Below are 21,879 nucleotides of genomic sequence, written 5' to 3'. Positions count from 1 at the left end.
AAGGTTTTAAGTAAAGTAGAATATTAGTTGCCAAGTTCTGACATAAATTTTATCCGCATCAAACGGATCTCTTCCTCGCTGTACTCATCTTCTCCAAGTGTTTTAAGTGCATCCTGGATAGAGTCGGATTCAGCTTCTTTGAAATAATCGAATATTTCTTCCTGGTGATAAGGATCTATGTATTCATTGACATAATAGTTCAGGTCAATCTTGGTGCCACTTGATACGATCCGTTCAACTTCCGATAGCAGTTCATCAATGGTAAGGTTTTTGGCATAAGCTATGTCTTCCAAAGCAATTTTCCGGTCAATGTTCTGAATGATATAAACCTTCAAGCCACTTTTATTTACAACTGATTTGACCACCATATCAAGTGGCCGGATGATCTCATTTTCTTCAACATACTGTCCGATAAGTTCAACGAACGGTTTGCCGTATTTCTGAGCTTTACCAATACCAACTCCGGTTATATGCTTTAATTCATCAATTGTAACCGGATATTGAGTAGCCATATCTTCAAGTGAAGGATCCTGGAAGATGACAAACGGTGGTAGTGATTCTTTTCTTGATATGTCTTTTCTCAGATCCTTGAGCAATGAAAACAATGTCTTGTCAGTTGTACTTGTTTTTGATCCGGCACCTGCAAAGAAGTCTTCATCTTCTGAGCTTTCGTAATCATGATCGAGGGTAAGCATGATGGAAACAGGTTTCTTCAGAAACTTATTGCCATCGGAACTGATTTTCAGTAACCCATAATTTTCAATGTCCTTGATGAGCAGGCGCTCAATTAGCATCTGACGGATGATTGCGTTCCAGAACTTCTCATCTTTTTCCATGCCCTTGCCAAAAGAATCAAGCATATGATGTTTGAAATTCTTCAGCGTTGCAGTGTTTTTGCCTGTTAAAATATTAATGATATGCTTTGCCTTGAATAACTGCTTTACTTCAAGTACTGCATCAAGCACGGTCACTACATAATCTTTGGCTTCAAACTTTGACTTTGGATGCAGGCAGTTGTCGCAATTATTGCAGTTGTCTTCTTTATATATTTCGCCAAAATAGTGTAACAATTGTTTGCGCCTGCATACCGATGATTCAGCATAAGCAACTGTTTCGATCAGCAGTTGCTGGGCAATTTCCTGTTCTGCCACTGGTTTGCCTTTCAGGAACTTTTCAAGCTTTTGAATATCGTCGTATGAATAAAATGCAATGCAATTGCCTTCACCATCATCACGGCCCGATCTTCCGGTTTCCTGATAATAGCCTTCAAGGCTTTTTGGAATATCGTAATGAATTACAAAACGAACATCAGGTTTGTCAATTCCCATACCGAACGCGATGGTAGCAACAATAATGTCACTTTCTTCCATCAGGAATTTGTCCTGGTTTATTTTCCGGGTCGAAGAATCAAGCCCGGCGTGATAGGGTAAAGCTTTAATGCCATTAACCTGCAGCGTTTCAGAAAGTTCTTCAACTTTTTTACGGCTCAGGCAATAAATTATTCCAGATTTCCCTGAATTGGCTTTCACATATTTAATGATTTCCTTACTCACATCTTCGTTTTTCGGCCTTACTTCGTAATATAGGTTCGGACGATTAAAAGATGACTTGTAAACATTGGCATCCACCATGTTAAGGTTCTTCTGAATATCTTGCTGAACTTTGGGTGTTGCAGTTGCAGTGAGTGCAATAACCGGTACTTTTTTACCTATTGCCTCTATTATTGGGCGCAAACGGCGATATTCCGGCCTGAAATCATGACCCCATTCAGAGATACAGTGTGCTTCATCAATAGCATAAAATGAGATATTAATCTCTTGGAAAAATTTTATATTTTCCTCTTTCGTTAGTGACTCCGGAGCCACATAGAGAAGTTTCGTTTTTCCGGTGGTTAAGTCCTTCCGAACCTGTGTGATTTCAGCTTTGTTTAGTGATGAATTCAGCACATGGGCGATTCCATTTTCAGCTCCAAAGTTCCGGATTGCGTCAACCTGGTTTTTCATCAGTGCAATGAGCGGTGAAATAATGATGGCGGTTCCATCCAGGATCAGGGCAGGAAGCTGGTAGCACATTGATTTGCCACCACCGGTGGGCATAATAACAAAAGCGTCTTTTCCGGCAAGGACACTTTTTATGATCGCTTCCTGATTACCCTTGAAATGCTCAAATCCAAAAATCTTCTTCAGTAGGTCATGCAGCGGATAATCCTTAGTCAAAGTCATTTCTTACAGCTAGTATTAAATCTCCTATAAAGCTTAAAACAATAAAAATTTAAGCTTAATAATCAATTGGTAACCAAAATTTTAATTAATTGAATTATAACAATCTTATCGTTCAATACAAATATAATGCTTTTTAAAGCCAATTAACCAAATAAGAAAAAAATATATTTTCCTTTCTCTATTGATCTTCATTGATTTTCATTCGCAGAAATGTATAAACCATGTAAAGATCAAATTATTACCCTTCCCCAAAAAAAGGAGTGCAAATTTGAGTATTTAAAATTGTTTTTCAAAAAAAGAATCTTCCTGATTTAACGTTAATGAGTAAGACTGTTTTAACGGATTGTTTTTCAACAGTAAAAGCGGCAGATTCTGATTAGTTAATTTCCATACCTTTGTCAGGCAAACTGAACATTTAAACTGAATCCACACTTTGAAATCTACTGACGAAATTAAAGAAATTGCCAGATTAACCCTGCGTGATGAAGCTGAAGCAGTTGCCGATCTTGCATCACACATCAATGATACTTTTGTAGAGGTGGTTGAGTTAATCCTGCACTCAGAGGGGCGGGCAATCCTTACCGGAATTGGGAAAAGCGCCATCATTGCACAAAAAATAGTTGCTACGCTTAACTCAACCGGAACCCCAGCAATTTTTCTGCACGCTGCCGATGCTCTCCATGGCGATCTGGGAACTATACGCAAGGATGATGTTGTTATCTGCCTTTCAAAAAGCGGGAATACTCCCGAAATCAAGGTGCTTGTCCCCTTGCTTAAGTTATCAGTTAATAAATTGGTTGCTTTTGTTGGCAATACCGATTCTTATCTTGCCAGGCAGGCAGATTATATTATTGATGTTTCTGTAAAAAAGGAAGCTTGCTCCAATAATCTGGCCCCTACTTCCAGTACTACAGCGCAGCTTGCCATGGGCGATGCTTTGGCGGTATGTCTCTTAGAATCAAGGGGTTTTTCGATCAGTGATTTCGCAAGATATCATCCTGGCGGTTCACTTGGCAAGCAACTGTATCTCAGAGTTCAGGATATTTGTATTACTAATGAAGTGCCGCGGGTTAATGTAGATGATAGCATCAAGACCGTTATTGTTGAGATAACATCAAAACGCCTGGGTGCAACAGCAGTAGTTGATGGAAACCAGCTGAAAGGCATCATTACTGATGGTGATATTCGAAGGATGTTATACCGAAATGTTGAGTTCGAAAATCATAAAGCAGTTGATATTATGTCAGCAAACCCACGCACAATTGAAAAGGATGCATTGGTTTCTGATGCGCTCAACATAATGCGCCAGAACAACATAACTCAATTGCTTGTGGTTGATCATGATTTATACACTGGTGTGATCCATTTACATGATATTTTGAAAGAAGGGATTATTTAAGCCGGTCAAGAGTGTTAAGAAATAAGCCTGAACTAATTTTGTCCCGGTTCACACAATCGTTAGTCCTACAGCCTTCCCAGGCTTTTTATCTAAACAAAATACAGAACAATGACTTCAAAACTGGAAGAATTTAATGCATACAGGCAGAAAATGAATGAACGCATTCTGGCTGCTGACAATAAAGTGATCAAACGCATCTATAACATTGATACCAATGCTTATATGGGGGGCGCCCTGAACACAAAAACAAAGGAAATGCTGGGGCTTATTGCATCGCTGGTGCTGCGATGCGATGATTGCATCAAGTATCATCTTATTAAATGCCACGAAAACGGCATGAACAATGAGGAATTGTTTGAAATTCTGGCCATAGGCAATCTGGTTGGGGGAACCATCGTTATACCGCATACACGAAGGGCTGTGGAGTTTTGGGATGAACTCGGCAGCTCGTCTGCCACATAAACTCATTAATATTCAATTCGCAATTCACATGATATTACGAACCGATAACATTGTAAAAAAGTACCGCAAGCGTACAGTTGTAAATAATGTCAGCATCGAAGTAAAGCGTGGTGAGATTGTTGGGTTACTTGGCCCGAATGGCGCTGGTAAAACAACTTCGTTTTATATCATCGTAGGTTTGATAAAACCATTGGAAGGGCGAGTTTTTCTTGATAATACTGAAATTACGCGCGAGCCAATGTATAAACGCTCTCAATTAGGTATTGGATATCTTGCCCAGGAAGCTTCTGTTTTCCGCAGGTTAAGCGTTGAGGATAATATCAAAGCCGTGCTTGAATTCACAGGCTTGAAAAAGCAGCAACAAAAAGAACGTCTTGAATCCCTACTCGATGAGTTTGGCCTGCAGCATGTTAGAAAAAGCCTTGGCATTATGCTCTCAGGAGGTGAGCGCCGAAGAACTGAAATAGCCCGCGCCCTGGCCGTTGATCCCAAATTTATGCTGCTCGACGAACCATTTGCCGGAGTTGACCCTATTGCAGTTGAGGATATTCAGAATATAGTGGTCAGGCTAAAATCGAAAAATATTGGTATCCTGATTACCGATCATAATGTGCATGAAACACTTACCATTACTGATCGTGCCTATTTATTGTATGAAGGATCTGTTTTGAAATCCGGCACATCGGAAGAATTGGCACAGGACGAGCAGGTTCGGAAAGTGTACTTGGGTAAAAACTTTGAACTCAGGCGTTAATTCCTGCAAATTACTTCCCGGCCAATGGAAGTTCAACATCCCGGCATAAACTGGTGGTTTCGTAAAACTCATATATCCAGCTCGACAAAACGGGTTTATTGATTTGCCTCAACATCTGGGCTACGCCAAATAATTCATTGGCATCAGGATGTTGCAACATTCCGCTGGCAATCATTTCATTATACATTTCGAGAGCTTTTGGAACGCCATCATGAATAACACATAAAGCGAGTTTATGAGTGGGGCTCATGACCACTGGCTTTTCAATAATATGCTCAATGTTGTTGATGATCTTGTTGTTAAAGCGTTGGTTTGTATTATTCAGGATCACAATTGCATCGCCCCGTTCAATATACCTGATAAAGCTGGTTCTAAAGCCTTCCCAAAGCCCATGATGGTAAACGTATTTTTCTTCACTTTTCTTCCCGATCCTAAACCCAAATCCATAAGGGAAATTACGACGGTTGGAAAGTGTAACCGGATTATAAGCCTCTTCAAGGGATTGCTTGCTTACAAGTTGCCCGGAGTATAATGCCTGATCCCATTTATAAAGATCCTCAAGGCATGAATGAATGCCTTTATCGCCCAAAACCCTATCGTGAACAACTGGTGTATTGGGTCGGAACCGCCTCCAAACCTGGCGATGGCCAACTGCCTGATGACTGACAGTAAATTCGTTATCGAGTAACTCTACACTAGTAAATGTATTGTGCATCTCAAGTGGGTGGAAAATATTCTCGCGTATAAATTGAGAAAACGTTTTCCCTGAAACCCTCTCAACCACTGATGCCAGCAAAGCGTATCCGGTATTGGAATAACTATAAAGGCGACCTGGCTTGAAGAATATATTTGGGTTGCTGCCAACAAGTATTTTCAGCATTTCCTCATTTGAAGGCATGTGCGAACCATCGGACTGCTTTTCCAGCACATACATATAATTTGGCAATCCCGAAGTGTGGTTGAGCAGATGCCTGATTGTAATATCCTTATAAGTAATCTCTGGCAGGTATCGTTTAATCTCATCATCGAGATCAATTAATTTGCGCTCATAAAGCATTAAAATCGCAACAGCTGTAAATTGCTTACTTACCGAGGCAAGTTCAAAAACCGATGAAGTGGTCAATGGTTCGCGCGTTTGAAAGTTCGCATAACCATGTGATCGCTGGTATAAAATCTTATGATCCTTTACCACCATGATATTCCCGTTAAACCAGGAGTAGCGATTGAGCAGTGAGTCAATCTGATCTACTTTATCACGTAAAAGGTAGCTGTATAGTTGGTCTTCTTCTTTTGGCGATAAGAGCTCGGTCTGGTGCGGCAATGCACTACGCGAGAGATTCTCAGGTGAAACTACCAGCAACAAAAAGGCAATGCAAACCAGGATTAACCTGAGTGAAATGGACATGTTGGAAGCGAAATTAGAGTTTTGGGCTACAGGATCTGATGTTGCAAAAATAGGCATTTCTTATAAACAATTTTCCTGAGTGGAAAGTTTGTGGTCGCAAAAAAGAGGAAGGTTGTAAAAAAACAACCGGCATTCACCCTTGCGGATGAATGCCGGTACCCCTGATATGGCTCAAAATATAACCAGGGTTTTTAATATCTTTTCACCTCAATGCTTGATACGGCCACATCAATATTGATGAAAATTTTATTCTCGCTATCGCTGAAGTTTTCAGTAGTGTACTTATCGTCATCTGTTTTATTAAAATCTTTCAGGTTCTTACCCGAGAGCACTGAGCTGGTTTTAACCTGGCAACCTGAGCTTTCAGGCACTTCGATAACGATTGAAGAAGCTCCGGCATCCACTTCAACATTAATCATAGGCATCAGGTTACCCAACTTCATCCGGATAGAGGAAGCGCCACCATCAATGTTTATGTCATTTACTTTAAAAGAACTCAAATCCATTTCAATCCGGGCAGCGCCAATGTCCAGATCGAGGTCCCACACCGGTTCTTCATGGAGCTTAATGTCAACCTGGTGTCTCAATCGATTGCCACGGATAGTAGTTTCCTCCATTGATAAGTTAACAACATACGAATCTCTTGCTTCCTGGGAAGTGAGACTATAACTCCCGATATTTCCATCTTTTCTAACTTCAATGAGTTGTTGGGAAGTATCCTGAAGATAGAAACTGCCCGCAGCAGCGTCGAGTCTCAATGTTGCTTTTTCAATATCAGCACTGTAAGGGAAGAAAAGGTATTGACTTTCCCAATCGTCCCCATCACGGTCTTTATCTGTATTATCATCTTGCGAATCATCCCACTTATCACCACGTGATTTATCCCATTTGTCATAATGCCGGTATTTTCCAGTTCCAGGTTTATTAAAATCAAACCAGTAACCACTGTCGTATTTATTTACCAGGTAAACGCCCAATACAACAATGAGTAGTGATAGAATTAACTTCACGGCTCCTTTTATCGGCAGCATGGCTATACCCCACAGGATCAGAAGTAAAGGCCATAGGTTCAGGAACTGGAACCAGCTAAATTCGAGAATGTTGAGATTTTTCAAAACAAATAACAACCCTATCATAATGAAAAGGATGCCCCAAAAAACTTTTTTGTAATCCATGGTTTGAGAATTTTATGATTCAATACTTGAACGAAACTTTATTATTGTTGTCTGGGAGTTGGCTGATTCATGGAGGTCAGGATCAGTACAACACCTGCGGCCACAAGTATAAATGGCCATAGGTCACGGAAATAAACATTGGGTACGACCCGGGTTACCAAAATGATAGCACCAATACCAATTAAAATAATTCCACCGATCATGCTACCGGTGTAGCGGCGGTTTGCGATGTCAACTCCCGGCTCAGGTTCAACAACAGGGGGAGTGTCTTTCGTTGGGTCGGGCTCTGGTGGGGTTCCGGCATTATAAAAAGTTGATGTAAATGGCCTTTCGGGAACGGCAACCCAAAGCACGAGGTAAATGATAACACCTCCTCCGCCAAAGATTGCGGCCAATACAAAAATGACCCGGATAATTACCGGATCCATATTAAAATACTCGGCAATGCCGCCTGAAACTCCGCCAAATACTTTCTGGGTCCTGCTTCTGTAAAATCTTGAATAGTTCATGATAAAACGGTTAATGTGATTGTAAATGTTTTTATTATCTCATCTTTTGACGCCATCAGAACCGAAAGGTTACACCGCAGATTATTCCGGGTTGACTCTTCTGGCAATGTAAATGCTAAGCTCATATAATGCCAGTAAAGGAATGCTCACAAGTATCTGGCTGAAAACATCGGGTGGTGTGATGATGGCTGAAATAATAAGAATAATGATCAGCATGTATTTTCGGTTCTTGCGTAAAAAGCTTGAATTTACCAGTCCAACGCGGGCCAGGAAATATATTACTACCGGTAATTCGAACACAATGCCTACTCCCAGTGTAACAGAGATAACGGTGCTGATATAAGATTGTAGTGATATACGGTTCTCAACAAACTCGCTTACCTGGTAGGTTCCTAAAAAGTTTATTGTAAGCGGAACGATAACAAAATAGCTGAAAAGAACTCCTGCAAAAAAAAGGAAAGAAATCACGAAAACAGCACGGCGGCTGTATTTTCGTTCCTCGGGCTTTAAAGCAGGCACTATGAATTTCCAGAACTGATAAACGATATAGGGTGAAGCCAAAACAAAACCAACTGCCATGCTTGCATATAAATGGATCATGAACTGACCTGACATTTGAATGTTGATGATTTGCAGCGAAAGATCGTCAATGCAAAGCGATGGCAAAGATAAAAACTTACCCAGCTTACAAAGCAATACATTGGTGATGAAATCGGAATCTTTTGGTGCAAGAATAACGTGATCGAAAATGACATTGCGGTTTAAGAATGCTACCACAGAAAAGATCATGATTCCTGCCACGGAACGCACAAGGGTTCCACGCAGGTCTTCAAGGTGTTCCCAGAAACTCATCTCCTGGTTCGAATTTGCTGAACGTGCTTTCATTAAATCATATGGCTGGGCTACAAAAGTAAGAAGTCATTTTAACTTAACGGGAAAATAGTTTTAATGAATGACGGTTCTATAAACCACTGTGTTTGTGGAAAACATACCTGTTGATTCTAGCCAAAACACGGATGTGGCTAAAGCCAACGGCAAGTTCTATTTTAAATCAAATCATTGCGTCTCCCGATAACCATCGGGAGCGTCGTTGCGGTGTGAATTATACAGGTTAAAAAGCTTTTTCGTTGGCCGATTGTGCAAATACTTTCTCCCACTGCCCGGCGCGTGACAGCATTCGGGCTACTGCTGTGAGTGGCTGACGGAATAACTCGCGCGGCTTAACGGCATCTTCGAGCATTGAGGGCAAAGCCTGGAAAGCCAGTGAAACAGCGCCGTAAACCTGCCTGAGTCCTCTTTTGAATAAAAATGCGCGAACCAAAGGACTTCTGAGCTCCGATGAAATACCGGTGAAACCTGAAATTACCAACAAGGCCCTGAACGACATTTCAATACCGGCCTGCAGACTTGCCCAATCAAACATGCCATTTTGCTCCAGATCACTCTTCCAAAAGAGCCCGGATAAAACAATGATTATTACAAACTGAACCCAAATCAATGGGTTTTTGAACCTTCGCAGAAGAATGGGATAATAGACAAGGCAAAAGATAATGTATCCTGAACATACAGAGATAGAAATGTAAATCGGCGCGCTGTTCATTAAAATAATACCCACGGGAATAGCCAGTAAATTCATGAACAATAAGAAGGTGGAATAGTTTTGTTTTTCGTTATCCCTGAATAATGTTCTACCCGCAATAAGTTGAGGTGACATTTCAGACGGCTTCAACTCCACTGATCGCCGGCCTATTATATAGCCAGCAATAGCAGAAGCAAGGCCCATGACAAAGTAAATTCCTGCCAGTATCAGAATCAACACCCACGGATTGGCATGTGTAAAACCAATCTGTCGGGCAGCATAATCAATCAGGTTCAGATAAACTTTAACCAGGCTCATCCCATAAATGACCAAAATGTTTAGGATTTTCTGTGCAAATGAAGTGGTAACTGCAACGCCGCCGGCAATCATAATTGCTGGCAAACTCCTTCCCAGAAGACGTATAATCAAATCGAGCAAGATGGCTTCGGATAAAATACCAATCATTGGCCCAAGAATAATGGCACTTGGCGAGATAGATTTCATGAGAGCGCAAATGACCCCAGCCCTCCAAAGCAATCCTCTTTCCGGCCACATACGATAAAAAGCTATCATCAATATTACCCCGAATGATGCCAGCACACCACCGGCAAAAGGTATTCGTATATTGTGCAGAAAGCTGCCAACAATAATTTCAACTGAAGCCCATAAACCACCCGCCACTGCGGCTTTGAGCCAGATACTGCTAAGGGGGTGGGATGTAGTATTCAATTATGAGTGCTGTTAAATGTAATGGATCAGAGTAGCTCTTTTGCAGGATCCCAGAAATATTTTTCAAAGTGCTGTATTTGATCCTCAAGCACCGTAATGCCTTCGCTTTCGAGCAGCTGTTGCATGATATCAGGCCCACCAAAATTGTTTTTGCCGGTGAGTAGCCCAATGCGGTTTACCACCCTGTGGGCTGGAATAGAATCAAGGGAGTGATGAGATGCATTCATGGCCCAACCAACCATCCGCGCCGAGCCTTTGGTGCCAAGATAGTTGGCTATGGCCCCGTATGAAGTGACCCGGCCAAAGGGGATCAGTTTAACAACTTCGTGAACCTGTGCAAAAAAGGAATAATCGTTTCCGGATGCTGCCATTTTAATAGCTGATCAGTTGGTTTGAGTTTGATTCAGTTTAAACCTTAAGTACTTGATGCTGATTCCTTGTTCAAGAAACATTTTTTCATAAAAGGTTTGAACCCCTGAGGCATCGTCTTCAAGGTTTAGTCCATAGAGATCGAACGAATGAAAAATCAATTGGTGGCCTTGTGATGCGATGGTTTCGAGGGTGTACTCAAATAATGGTGTGTTGTCGGTTTTGAGATGGATAATGCTGTCAGGTTTGAGGAAGTTTTTGTAGTGGTTCAGAAAACGGGGCGATGTAAGTCTTTTCCGCTCCCCGGAGCTGCCGGGTTGTGGATCAGGAAAAGTAATCCATATTTCACTGATTTCGCCGGGTGCAAAAAAGCGTTCGATCTGTTCAATTTTGGTTCGGATAAAACAAACATTGTCGAAGTGGTTCTCAATGGCATTTTTACAACCACGCCAAAGCCTTGCTCCTTTATTATCAATACCAATAAAGTTCAACGATTTATTTTTTTCGGCCAGCGAAACCGTGTATTCGCCTTTGCCACAACCGAGCTCAAGTACAATTGGATGGGTGTTACCAAAATAATTCTCAGCCCATTTACCTTTAAGCGGATAGTCTTTTAATAAATCAAAATAACCGGCCTGGATCAGGTTTGGGAATGATTTAGATTCCTCAAACCTTGCAAGTTTCTTTTTAGCCAATTTAGTTTGGTGTTAAATTTCTTAGTGCTCAGGATCCAAAGAAAGTTTCAGATTCTGAGAAGCCAGGCTCCGGGGTTTCGTTCCTCACGAATTTTTGATAGCTGCTGCAGGGCTTCATTTTTGTCGGCATAGGATGCAATGCTTACCCTGTGCATGCCTTGTGATGCGGGAACCTTGATTGCGTTCCAACCTGAAACCACCAACTCATCGGCAAAATGTTGGGCATTGATTTCGCTCTCAAACGAACCAATGATGATATGGTAAGTACGGACTGATTTCGCTATTGGTTCAGCAACCGGTTCAGATGCAGCAGGAAGTATTGCTTCGGTAAGTTGTTCTTGTACTACTTTGGTTTCAATATCTGAACCCAGGTTCGCACCATAAGCCCCGATCAGCGATTCAGCGCTGTTTGAAGTCTCAGCATTTTCCCCAATAGCCTTTAGGAATGCGCTTGTATCAACTTCATAAACAGACTGGTCATCACTGATTGATTTGGGTTCGGATTCTAAAACTTGAAAAATTCCTGAATGTTGAACGGCATATTGCCTGAGAGAATCATAGTTTAGTATGCTCCAGATGCTTGCTGCAACAAGAGGAATAGTGATGGCTGCTGCCCATGCAAGTCGCCGAATGGCTTTTCGGTTAATTTTGCGGGCAGGTTTATGATAACGGATTGCTTGCTGTTTGGGTTTTCGTGCCCGCTTTTGCAGCGGCGGAACTACCAGACTTGTCAGGCCGTAGGCTTCATCAAAAAAATTTTGTTCCAGATCGGGTTTGAAATCCAATTTGCCGGATTTATTCATGTTGAATGAACCTATTCCGATAAGAAAAATCGTTTTTCCGGCTTTCATGCGTTCATGCCACGCAATAACTTCGCGTTTAATAAATTGCATCGCTTCATCAAAGCTGCAATTCTTTTTATTGCTGATCTCATTTGCCAGCAAACCGTCGTTGATTGTGAGGTTCGAATTAAAGACAAGGAATTTCCGGGGTGGGAGAATGGTATGGGTTGCCTCCTGGATAGAGGCCGGCGCGTAGTTGGTGATAAAGCCACCAAATTCAGGAACTATCACGCATTCATGCCGGTAGAGTAAGTCGCAAATGTATTTTTCGAGGTTCATGGCTTCAAACTAAGGGCTTACAAAGCTAAGCCACTTGTTCTTATTATTCAAGAAATGTTGGTAACTTTTAGTAAATCGGAAGGTGAATCAATTGCAATGCTTTCGTGGCCAGTAACTTGCAAGTGAATTGTGTAGCCATGTTCAAGCCAACGCAATTGCTCCAGCTTTTCGGCCATCTCAAGTGGTGAAGGCATCAGCTTGCAAATTTCAGCCAATATCTTACTGCGATAAGCGTACATTCCTATATGCTTGAAATGCAACCCGGAAACAAATTTTTCCAGCTCTGCATTTTCGCGAACATAAGGTATAGGAAACCTTGAAAAATAAAGCGCCTGTCCGTGGTTACCTGCAACTACCTTCACGCAGTTTGGATCATTCAGTTCCTCAGGAGATTTTAAAACTTTTATAAGTGTGGCAATATTTACCTCAGGCTGTGCAAAGGCTATTACCAGTTTATCAATCTGACCGGGAAGGATAAATGGTTCGTCGCCCTGAATGTTGATAATAATTTCATCCGGTGTGCATTTCTTTTCTTTCAATAAAATTTGAAAGGCCTCAAGGCAGCGCTCAGTGCCGCTGCTATGGTTCACTGAAGTCATGATGGCTTTACCGCCTGATTGGTTCACATGATCAAAAATCCGTGTATCATCGGTGGCAACATACACTTCTTGAAGTTGCTCTGCTTTTATGGCCTGTTCATACACGCGCATGATCATGGTTCTGCCCTCAATCTTAACCAGGGGTTTACCGGGAAACCTGGTGGAGGCAAAACGTGCAGGTATGATGGCAATCGCTTTTTGCATTTGAACCGGTATTTCTTGATGGCAAAGATAAATTCTTTAAGTATATTAGCATCTCCCTAAACCATGAATTATGACAAAAATACTAATAGTTTCCGACGGAACCGGCCGAACTGCCACCCAGGCGCTGAATGCAGCGCTTACCCAGTTTCCTGAACAGGTGGTGAAAACCATCATTCACAATGAAGTCAGAACCAAACAACAAATTGAAGAAGCAGTTCAGGAAGCTACTAAGGTTGAAGCTTTCGTGGTTCATACCTTGGTTTCGAACGATTTGCGTGAATTTATGATCACAACAGGGCGCAGGTACAACATTGAAACTATTGATCTCATGGGCCCGCTGCTGGGCAGGTTATCGGAAAAACTGATGCATTCGCCGGCTGAGAAACCCGGATTGTTCAGTGAGATCAACCGTGAATACTTCAAGCGTATTGATGCCATGCAGTTTGCATTTCAACATGACGACGGGCAGCGCCCTGACGAACTTGATAAAGCAGAAATTGTACTTGTTGGGGTATCAAGAACCTTTAAAACCCCATTAAGCATATACTTCGCGTTCAAAGGCTGGCTAGTGGCCAATGTGCCTATTGTGCTGGGTATTGAACCACCTGAAGGACTTTTTAAACTTCCTCCCGAAAAGGTTTTCTGTCTGACCACTTATGCTCATAACCTTGCCTCACTGAGGCATGTTAGGCAGGTTCATTTAGGGATGGGTTCAGATGATTATGCCAGCCTGCATTTTGTACAAAAGGAGTTGAACTATGCCCATGCAATTTTTAACCGGCAGCCGCTATGGCCAGTCATCAGGGTGACCAATAAACCTATTGAAGAAATTGCAAGCGAAGTGCTTGCTGTAAGAAAGCTTGGAAAATCATAATTTACATCAACCGAATAGACCGTGCAACTCAGCATTGATGCGGTTGATAATGAATCCCAGCCCTTCGGGATCATTAATAAATTTGATCTTATCCACGTCAATGATCAGTAATTTGCCTTCGTCGTAAGACGAGATCCACGACTCATATCTGTCGTTTAGCGATTTTAGGTAATCGAGGCGGATTGCATTTTCATAATCCCGGCCTCTTTTCTGTATTTGCTGAACCAACGTTGGAACACTGGCTTTGAGATAAATAAGTAAATCAGGAGCCTTTATGAATGAACTCATAAGTTCAAAAAGCGAACTGTAATTTTCGAAATCCCTGGTTGACATCAGGTTCATAGCATGCAAGTTCGGGGCAAAAATGTGGGCATCTTCGTAAATTGTCCGGTCCTGGATAACTGTTTTGCCGCTGTTGCGGATATTTACAACCTGGCGGAAGCGGCTGTTTAGGAAATACACTTGTAAATTGAACGACCAGCGCTGCATGTCTTCATAGAAACTGTGCAGGTAAGGATTTGTTTCAACAGCCTCGTAATGGGCTTCCCAACCAAAATATTTCGATAATAGCTCGGTGAGCGATGTTTTACCCGATCCGATGTTTCCGGCAATGGCAATGTGATGCATGTTGGTTATGGTTTAGATTGTAAACGCTGTAATTATTTTAGTGAATGAGGTTAGTTTGTGGTAAAGTTTCTCAATGTATTCCCTCTCCTGAATTCTGGCTTCTGATTTCTGACCTTATTAAAGTACTGCCATAATTTCATCAACGTATTTCCTGTCGTTTGCGAGGCGCGGTACTTTATTCTGCCCGCCAAGTTTTCCTTTCTGCTTGAGCCATTTGTAGAAAGTTCCTTTGGGCATTACCTTAACAATGGGTTTTCGTAAAATCATATCGCGATAACGCTTGGCTTCATAGTCGGAATTGAGTTGTTTAAGTGCCTGGTCAAGAGTATCGGTGAATAATTCAATTTCATTGGGCAGAGCTTCAAATTCGATCAGCCATTCATGGGCAGCATTTTCATTATCATTAAAATATACCGGCGCTGCGGTATATTCATTGATGGTTGCACCTGTTTTTTCACAGGCAAGGCTAATGGCCTGTTCTGCGTTATCAATCATGAGTTCCTCGCCAACTGAATTGATGAAGTTCTTAGTCCGGCCGGCAATGACTATCCTATATGGTGCCAGGCTTGTGAACCGGATAGTATCGCCAATAAGATATCGCCATAAACCTGCGTTGGTAGTAATAATCAAACCATACACTTCGCCGGTTTTAACTTCGTGAAGCTGCAAGGTTTTTGGATTCTCATTCCCGAGTTCATCTATTGGCAGGAACTCGTAATAAATCCCGTAATCCAGCATCAGCAGCATCTCCTTAGAGTGGGTGCGATCCTGGATGCCAAAAAAACCTTCTGAAGCGTTGTAGGTTTCAAGGTAATTCATCTTTGGTGGGACAATTTTCTCAAACTGATCGCGGTAAGGAGCAAAGTTTACGCCCCCATGTATAAACAACTCAAGATTCGGCCACACATCAATCATGTTTTGCTTGCCGGCAATATCAAGTATGCGTTTGAGTAAAAGCAAGGTCCAGGAAGGTACTCCCGTAATATTTGTAACATCTTCATTGATAGTAATTCTGGCAATTTTTTCTATTTTGCTTTCCCACTCGTCCATTAGCGAAATGGAGCGGTCGGGTGTTCGGATCAGATTGACCCAAAAAGGTAGATTTTCGAGCAGGATCGCTGAAACATCGCCCTGGTACCACGATGCATTTTCATCGCCGAAGTTGTGTGTGCCAGTCAATCCAAGAACCTTACCTGAAAAAAGACGGGTTTCAGGATAATTATTGCAGTAAATTGACAACATGTCCTTTCCCCCTTTGAAATGACATTCTTCAATAGCTTCCTGGCTTACCGGGATAAACTTACTTTTATCAGCAGTAGTGCCTGATGATTTTGCAAACCATTTTATTTCAGTAGGCCATAAAAGGTTTGACTCTCCTTTTTGCAATCTTTCAATATATGGTTTGAGGGCTTCATAGTCGTTTATAGGAACTCTCTTTTGAAAATCTTCAGGTGTGTTTATTGAGCCGTAATCATACTTCTTACCCCATTCGGTATCAGTAGAAACATCAATAAGTATGCGAAACCAATCCTGCTGAACTTCATGCGGATGCTTCATGAAAAAATCGATTTGTGAAATCCGCTTTTTCATCAGCCAGGAAAGTATAGAGTTGAATAACGGCATACAAAAATAATATATAGGCTTTTCTTGGCGTGAGGGTTGGTAAACAAGCCGCCAATACAGGTTCAAAATTACAACGAAATTTGCGAACCCTCATCACGAAATTAAATTTTATGGTACTTTTGGCTGAACCCTTTCATCACCAGTTAAACTTCAGCGGGTTAAAAAGTGATTTTTCATGATTGCATTTCCGAACGCCAAGATCAACCTGGGTCTTAATATTATCCGGAAGCGAAATGATGGTTTCCATGACATCGAAACTGTTATGTTTCCAATTGCTTTATGCGATGTGCTTGAAATCATGGAGTCAAATGCCGGAGCTACCGTATTCAATTGCACAGGCTTAGCTATTGACAGCAATAATGGTATAACCGCTGGAACCAAAAACATTGTAATCCGGCTTTACGAACTTTTAAAAATGGATTTTGACCTCCCAGCGGTTCATATTCACCTTCACAAAGTGATTCCCATTGGAGCCGGACTTGGTGGAGGCTCTTCTGATTGCACCCATGCCATCATGCTATTGAATAATCTTTTTAATCTGGCGCTAACGAAGGATCAAATGCTTCAATATGTTTCTCAGCTTGGCAGCGACTGTGCTTTCTTTATCGAAAACAAACCTGCCCTTGCTACCGGGCGGGGCGAAAAACTCCAGCCTTTAACACTCAAGCTGGGAGGCTATTATTTATATTTGATCAAACCTCCTGTGCACATCAATACTGCACAGGCATATTCCTGGACCACCGCTTCAGGATACGGACAGCCATTATTGGATACAATGGAAAGGCCGGTTAGCGAATGGAAAAATATTTTATTAAACGCCTTTGAAAAACCTGTTTTTGAACGACATCCCGAGGCGAAAAAAATAAAGGATAGGCTTTATGAGATTGGAGCATTATATGCATCCATGAGCGGAAGTGGTTCAGCGATATTTGGGTTATTTGATCATGAACCGGAAATTATAGGTTTCCCGGATGGATATTTTCAGTGGATTGGGAAGTTGTGAAAGCGTGGAGAGTAGAGCAAGGAGCGAGGGAATGATGTGGAAGTGACAGGGCGGCTGAGGGACCAGGGATTAAGCGACGAAGGGACTGAGAGAAAAGGAGAAAATGAGAAGGACCGTTTCAGTTACAACTTTATGACCAGGTATTACAACTGTATGACAATGAATGACAACTATATAACTAATGATTGCTGCCTGAATTCCAACACTCCATCATTCCAGCACTGTATCACTGCAACACTGTGTCACATTACTTAGGTGCATTGCGGATGAGGAAGATAGCCATAATTCCAAAAAACAGGTTTGGGAGCCAGGTGGCAATTACGGGTGGCAGTCCGCCGTAAACCCCATAAACTGTTGATATTTGCATGAACAGCACGTAGGAAAAGGTCAGGGTTAGACCAATGCCAAGATGTAAGCCGGTTCCGCCCCTGATCTTACGGCTCGAAACCGAAACACCAATAATTGCAAGGATAATATTGGCAAAGGGAAAAGCAATACGACTGTGTTTCTCAACCTGGTAAGCTATCACGGCTCCTGAACCTTTCATTTTTTCAATTGCGATTACTTCGTTCAGCTCAGGTGACGTTAATACTTTGATCCGGTCAACATCAATTACAAAATCATCTGGAACCATGTTCATTACAGTATCAATCTGGCTGCCACTGCTCAGCCTTTCGCCGATGCTATCAATTTGCCTTACCTGGTAATTTATAATGGACCAGATTTTATTTATGCTGTCGTATTTTATCTGTTCGGCTGTGAGTTTGTAATACAAGCCCGTGCTGTCAATCTTTTCGATCGAAAATTTACTTCCTGCATCCGTGAAACTGTTGAACCTCTCAACGTACACATAAACACCGGGATTGATCTGCATGTGGATGTTGGCCTGATGGTTACGTTTCTGGTCCTTGATATAGGTTCGCTCAAAGGCAAATAATGAACGGTTTGTAACTGGTATTATATAACTTGCCAAGGCAAAAGAAAGCAAACCTAGCAGTGTGGCCGATATCAGATAGGGTCGCATCAACCGCCAGAAACTTATGCCACTGCTCAGGATCGCAATGATCTCGGTATTGGTGGCCATGCGCGAGGTGAAAAAGATAACCGCAATAAAAGTGAACAAGGAACTGAACATGTTCACCAGGTAAGGAATGAAATTGAGGTAATAATCAAAGATGATCGCTTTCAGCGGGGCATCCTTTTCAATAAAGTCATCAATTTTTTCAGAGAGATCGAAGATGATAATGATGATGGCAAGCAGCGCAATGGCATAAAAAAAGGTTCCCAGGAACTTCCGGATGATGTACCAGTCAATTATTTTCATTTTTCAGGGACCTGTGCTGAAGAGTTGTTGCAATGGACAAAAATACAATGATTTGATCATTCAGTTGATTTAACAAACAGCCGGGTTTTACTTTTATTGTTTGTTTTTGTTGTCAAACACTTACAGTTGCTGAAGCTGCCAGGTTTGAAAACCTGTACTTAAAGTCTGTGCGAAAGTTTTTTTACCATAGAAGTTTTCCAGGCAAAGAAATTGCCTTCGATAATCTGCTTTCTGGCTTCTTCCACCAGCCACATATAAAAACGAAGGTTGTGGATACTCGCTATCATGGGACCCAGCATTTCTTTAGATGCAAACAAGTGCCGCAGATAAGCTTTGGAATAAGCCCTGTCAACAAAGGATTCTCCATCGGGATCAATGGATGAAAAATCCTGTTTCCACTTTTCGTTCTTAATATTTATTATTCCTTCTTTTGTGAAAAGCATCCCATTGCGTCCATTGCGCGTGGGCATCACGCAATCAAACATATCAACCCCCAGGGCAATACTTTCCAGGATGTTAACGGGTGTGCCAACTCCCATAAGGTAGCGGGGTTTATCCTGAGGAAGAATGCCGCATACCAGTTCAGTCATTTCATACATCACTTCGGCAGGCTCTCCTACTGAAAGTCCGCCAATTGCATTGCCGTCGGCATTCCATGAAGCAATATTTTCGGCTGATTGGCTTCTCAGATCCTTGTAAACGCTGCCCTGCACTATCGGGAAAAGCGACTGATTGTAGCCATATTTTGGATCAGTAATGTTGAACTGTGAAATGCATCTTTCGAGCCAGCGGTGGGTGAGTTGCATACTTCGGCGCGCATATTCGTATTCGCAGGGGTAAGGGGTGCATTCATCAAATGCCATGATGATATCGGCGCCGATTGTGCGCTGGATGTTCATTACATTTTCTGGTGTGAAGGTATGGCTCGAACCATCAATATGCGATTGAAAAACAACACCTTCTTCTTTTAACTTCCTGATGCTCGTGAGCGAATAAACCTGGTAGCCCCCGCTATCGGTAAGTATTGGACGGTTCCAACCATTGAAACGGTGCAAACCACCAGCCTGACTAATGATCTCAAGCCCCGGCCTTAAGTAAAGATGATAAGTATTTCCTAAAATGATTTGCGCCTTTATATCCTCAGCCAATTCTCTGAAATGCACTGCTTTCACGGTTCCAACGGTTCCAACAGGCATAAAAATAGGAGTTTTGATACTTCCGTGATCTGTTTGGAAAATACCGGCGCGGGCCTTGGATGAGGGGTCTTTTGTTGTTAATTCAAATTTCATAAGTGTTCATAAGTCGCCTGTTAAAACAAAGTGCCAAATTTATACTAATTATCAGAGATTGGATACTTTTGCCGCCTCATGAACGAAACGATGCTAACCACCTTTCTTATCAATAATTCCGGCATGATAGTGCTGGGCATTTTCGCTTTCGCCTGGCTGGTCCAGCTTTTCTACTACTGGTTTTTTTACAGCAGGCTCGCTTTTGTTAAGCGCCGGCCGGGTTCTGACGGTAGCGAACCCGTTTCTGTTGTAATAGCTGCACATAATGAAGCTTACAAACTTGAAAAAAATCTGCCCCTGGTTCTTGAACAGGATTATCCTGATTTTGAGGTGATCGTTGTGAATGATGGTTCGCACGATGAAACTGAGATGGTACTCACCCTGCTGGCTCAACAATACCCACGACTTAAAGTTGTTAACGTTACACAAAGTGTTGTCTTTTTCAGGAGCAAAAAATTTCCACTCAGCGTGGGCATTAAATCTGCGAAGAATGAAATATTGCTGCTCACCGATGCCGATTGCCGGCCAGTTTCGAACCAATGGATCAGAGAAATGCAGGCAAGTTATGATAAAGATGCGGAAATTGTGTTGGGATACGGGCCGTACGAAAAACTGCCAGGCTTGCTAAACCTTTTCATCCGTTACGACACATTTCAGATTGCAATTCAATATTTTTCATTCGCGCTCTCAGGAAGAGCATACATGGGTGTTGGGCGAAACCTTTCTTATAAAAAGTCGCTGTTTTACAAACACAAAGGGTTTATCAACCATTATCACATCAGTTCAGGTGATGACGATTTATTTATTAATGCAGCGGCAACCCGCATCAACACACGCATAGAATTAAATCCAGCTTCCTATGTTTTTTCCGAACCCAAGAAAACCCTCAAATCCTGGATTACCCAAAAACGAAGGCATTTTACTACCGGCAGGTATTATAAATCTAAATACAAGAACCTTCTCGGAATCCAGGCTGTGAGTGCGGTAGTTTATTATTTATCATTGATTTATCTGCTTGCCATCCAATTTTACTGGCCGTTTGTACTTGGGGCGCAAGGATTAAGATTGATAAGCCGGATGGTGCTTTATGGTTATGGTGCGAAAAAACTGAACGAAAGGAATTTATTTTTACTTTCGCCAATGTTCGATCCGTTTTTCACATTTTTCAACCCTTTACTGGCGCTTAATAGTCTGGTTTTCAAAAGCAAGAAATGGAAGTAAAAGGCCCTCAGAGCGAGCGTTCACTGCGTGATCAGGATCTGATAAAACTGGCCATTGGTCAGGGCGATCAGAGAGCCTATGCTGAACTCATGCGGCTGTATTGGAAGCCTGTATATGAGTTGCTGCTTAAAAAGTCGAAAGATGAAACCACCGCCGATGACCTCACTATCGAAACTTTTGGAAAAGCCTTTCAGAACCTGCATCAATTCACGCCTGAGTTTGCATTTATTACATGGATCAATAAAATAGCCTCCAATCATTTTATTGATTACAAACGCAAAACCAAGCGACATACGCTCTCCATTGATGATACTTTTGAAGACAGCGAGGGCCATATTTATTGTCCGCCAGGTATTCCTTGCGAGCAACCCGACCCGGTTGAAAATTTAATCCGCAAGCAGAAAACGATTCTGATGCATGATATTGTTGACCGCTTAAAACCCCATTATCGTAAACTCATTGAACTTCGTTATTTCCGTGAATATTCCTATCTCGAAATTGCGGCTGAATTTGATATGCCCCTTGGAACCATCAAGGCGCAATTGTTTAGGGCGAGAGAATTGCTTTACTCAATTTTACAGCATTCAAGGGAAAAATTGTAATAAGATTACTTAGGTTATCCTTGAGCCCATTCCGTTAAGTAGCTTGAACCACATAGACCACATAGATGACACATAGTTTATACACTGTTTAAAA

The 21,879-nt window shown here is 41.9% G+C and carries 21 protein-coding genes; 7 read left to right on the top strand and 14 right to left on the bottom strand.

Going from position 1 to position 21,879, the window contains the following annotated elements; all coding sequences use genetic code 11:
- Positions 1-23: 23 nt before the first annotated feature.
- Positions 24-2,216, bottom strand: coding sequence for a DNA helicase RecQ (recQ, locus tag IH597_11270; GenBank protein ID MBE0663034.1), 2,193 nt, complete (start codon positions 2,214-2,216; stop codon positions 24-26).
- Positions 2,217-2,655: 439 nt separating this feature from the next.
- Between recQ and IH597_11265 the strand changes: the two genes are divergently transcribed.
- The 3 genes from IH597_11265 (at position 2,656) to lptB (ending at position 4,837) form a co-directional block, all read left to right on the top strand.
- Positions 2,656-3,621, top strand: a complete 966-nt coding sequence (locus IH597_11265; protein MBE0663033.1) for a KpsF/GutQ family sugar-phosphate isomerase — start codon at positions 2,656-2,658, stop codon at positions 3,619-3,621.
- Positions 3,622-3,729: 108 nt separating this feature from the next.
- Complete coding sequence (locus IH597_11260; GenBank protein ID MBE0663032.1) at positions 3,730-4,083, top strand: carboxymuconolactone decarboxylase family protein; 354 nt, start codon at positions 3,730-3,732, stop codon at positions 4,081-4,083.
- A 28-nt stretch (positions 4,084-4,111) separates the two neighbouring features.
- Entirely contained in the window at positions 4,112-4,837 is a 726-nt protein-coding gene (lptB, locus tag IH597_11255; GenBank protein ID MBE0663031.1) for an LPS export ABC transporter ATP-binding protein, read from the top strand.
- Positions 4,838-4,847: 10 nt separating this feature from the next.
- On the opposite strand, the gene IH597_11250 is transcribed toward lptB, so the two are convergent.
- From IH597_11250 to kdsB, 9 genes are all read right to left on the bottom strand, one after another.
- On the bottom strand, positions 4,848-6,242 hold the full coding sequence (locus IH597_11250; protein MBE0663030.1) for a beta-lactamase family protein: 1,395 nt from the start codon (positions 6,240-6,242) through the stop codon (positions 4,848-4,850).
- Positions 6,243-6,433: 191 nt separating this feature from the next.
- Positions 6,434-7,417 carry a hypothetical protein gene (locus tag IH597_11245; GenBank protein MBE0663029.1) on the bottom strand — a complete coding sequence of 328 codons (984 nt, stop codon included), beginning with the start codon at positions 7,415-7,417 and terminating at the stop codon, positions 6,434-6,436.
- Between the two features lie 41 nt (positions 7,418-7,458).
- On the bottom strand, positions 7,459-7,926 hold the full coding sequence (locus IH597_11240; GenBank protein ID MBE0663028.1) for a PspC domain-containing protein: 468 nt from the start codon (positions 7,924-7,926) through the stop codon (positions 7,459-7,461).
- A gap of 81 nt (positions 7,927-8,007) precedes the next feature.
- Positions 8,008-8,778 (bottom strand): twin-arginine translocase subunit TatC, encoded by a 771-nt coding sequence (gene tatC, locus IH597_11235; protein ID MBE0663027.1) that lies wholly within the window; start codon positions 8,776-8,778, stop codon positions 8,008-8,010.
- Between the two features lie 259 nt (positions 8,779-9,037).
- On the bottom strand, positions 9,038-10,234 hold the full coding sequence (locus tag IH597_11230) for a hypothetical protein (protein ID MBE0663026.1): 1,197 nt from the start codon (positions 10,232-10,234) through the stop codon (positions 9,038-9,040).
- 26 nt (positions 10,235-10,260) lie between these two features.
- Positions 10,261-10,605, bottom strand: coding sequence for an MGMT family protein (locus IH597_11225; GenBank protein MBE0663025.1), 345 nt, complete (start codon positions 10,603-10,605; stop codon positions 10,261-10,263).
- A 12-nt stretch (positions 10,606-10,617) separates the two neighbouring features.
- A complete protein-coding gene (trmB, locus tag IH597_11220; protein MBE0663024.1) occupies positions 10,618-11,298 on the bottom strand; it encodes a tRNA (guanosine(46)-N7)-methyltransferase TrmB in 681 nt (226 codons plus the stop codon).
- Between the two features lie 47 nt (positions 11,299-11,345).
- Positions 11,346-12,419 (bottom strand): SPOR domain-containing protein, encoded by a 1,074-nt coding sequence (locus IH597_11215; GenBank protein MBE0663023.1) that lies wholly within the window; start codon positions 12,417-12,419, stop codon positions 11,346-11,348.
- A 47-nt stretch (positions 12,420-12,466) separates the two neighbouring features.
- Positions 12,467-13,222, bottom strand: a complete 756-nt coding sequence (kdsB, locus tag IH597_11210) for a 3-deoxy-manno-octulosonate cytidylyltransferase (GenBank protein ID MBE0663022.1) — start codon at positions 13,220-13,222, stop codon at positions 12,467-12,469.
- A gap of 70 nt (positions 13,223-13,292) precedes the next feature.
- Here kdsB and IH597_11205 point away from each other — a divergent pair, with 70 nt between their 5' ends.
- A complete protein-coding gene (locus IH597_11205) occupies positions 13,293-14,096 on the top strand; it encodes a kinase/pyrophosphorylase (protein ID MBE0663021.1) in 804 nt (267 codons plus the stop codon).
- Between the two features lie 6 nt (positions 14,097-14,102).
- Here the strand turns inward: IH597_11205 and IH597_11200 are convergent, their stop codons facing one another.
- Together IH597_11200 and IH597_11195 are read right to left on the bottom strand one after the other, a co-directional pair.
- Entirely contained in the window at positions 14,103-14,723 is a 621-nt protein-coding gene (locus tag IH597_11200; protein ID MBE0663020.1) for a deoxynucleoside kinase, read from the bottom strand.
- A 117-nt stretch (positions 14,724-14,840) separates the two neighbouring features.
- Positions 14,841-16,346, bottom strand: coding sequence for a GH3 auxin-responsive promoter family protein (locus tag IH597_11195; GenBank protein MBE0663019.1), 1,506 nt, complete (start codon positions 16,344-16,346; stop codon positions 14,841-14,843).
- Between the two features lie 175 nt (positions 16,347-16,521).
- Here IH597_11195 and IH597_11190 point away from each other — a divergent pair, with 175 nt between their 5' ends.
- Positions 16,522-17,349 (top strand): 4-(cytidine 5'-diphospho)-2-C-methyl-D-erythritol kinase, encoded by an 828-nt coding sequence (locus IH597_11190; protein MBE0663018.1) that lies wholly within the window; start codon positions 16,522-16,524, stop codon positions 17,347-17,349.
- A 247-nt stretch (positions 17,350-17,596) separates the two neighbouring features.
- On the opposite strand, the gene IH597_11185 is transcribed toward IH597_11190, so the two are convergent.
- Both IH597_11185 and tgt read right to left on the bottom strand, forming a co-directional pair.
- Complete coding sequence (locus tag IH597_11185; GenBank protein MBE0663017.1) at positions 17,597-18,673, bottom strand: LptF/LptG family permease; 1,077 nt, start codon at positions 18,671-18,673, stop codon at positions 17,597-17,599.
- A gap of 158 nt (positions 18,674-18,831) precedes the next feature.
- On the bottom strand, positions 18,832-19,962 hold the full coding sequence (gene tgt, locus IH597_11180) for a tRNA guanosine(34) transglycosylase Tgt (GenBank protein ID MBE0663016.1): 1,131 nt from the start codon (positions 19,960-19,962) through the stop codon (positions 18,832-18,834).
- Between the two features lie 90 nt (positions 19,963-20,052).
- Between tgt and IH597_11175 the strand changes: the two genes are divergently transcribed.
- Positions 20,053-21,183, top strand: a complete 1,131-nt coding sequence (locus IH597_11175; protein MBE0663015.1) for a glycosyltransferase — start codon at positions 20,053-20,055, stop codon at positions 21,181-21,183.
- Positions 21,174-21,785: a sigma-70 family RNA polymerase sigma factor gene (locus IH597_11170; GenBank protein ID MBE0663014.1), complete on the top strand. Its 612-nt coding sequence runs from the start codon at positions 21,174-21,176 to the stop codon at positions 21,783-21,785. Before IH597_11175 ends, IH597_11170 begins: the two co-directional genes overlap by 10 nt.
- Positions 21,786-21,879: the final 94 nt, after the last annotated feature.

This window comes from Bacteroidales bacterium, assembly GCA_014860575.1.
In the GTDB taxonomy this organism is placed as follows: domain Bacteria; phylum Bacteroidota; class Bacteroidia; order Bacteroidales; family JAAYJT01; genus JAAYJT01.
Note: the sequence above shows the minus strand (reverse complement) of the source record. Positions and strands in the feature narration are given on the sequence as shown.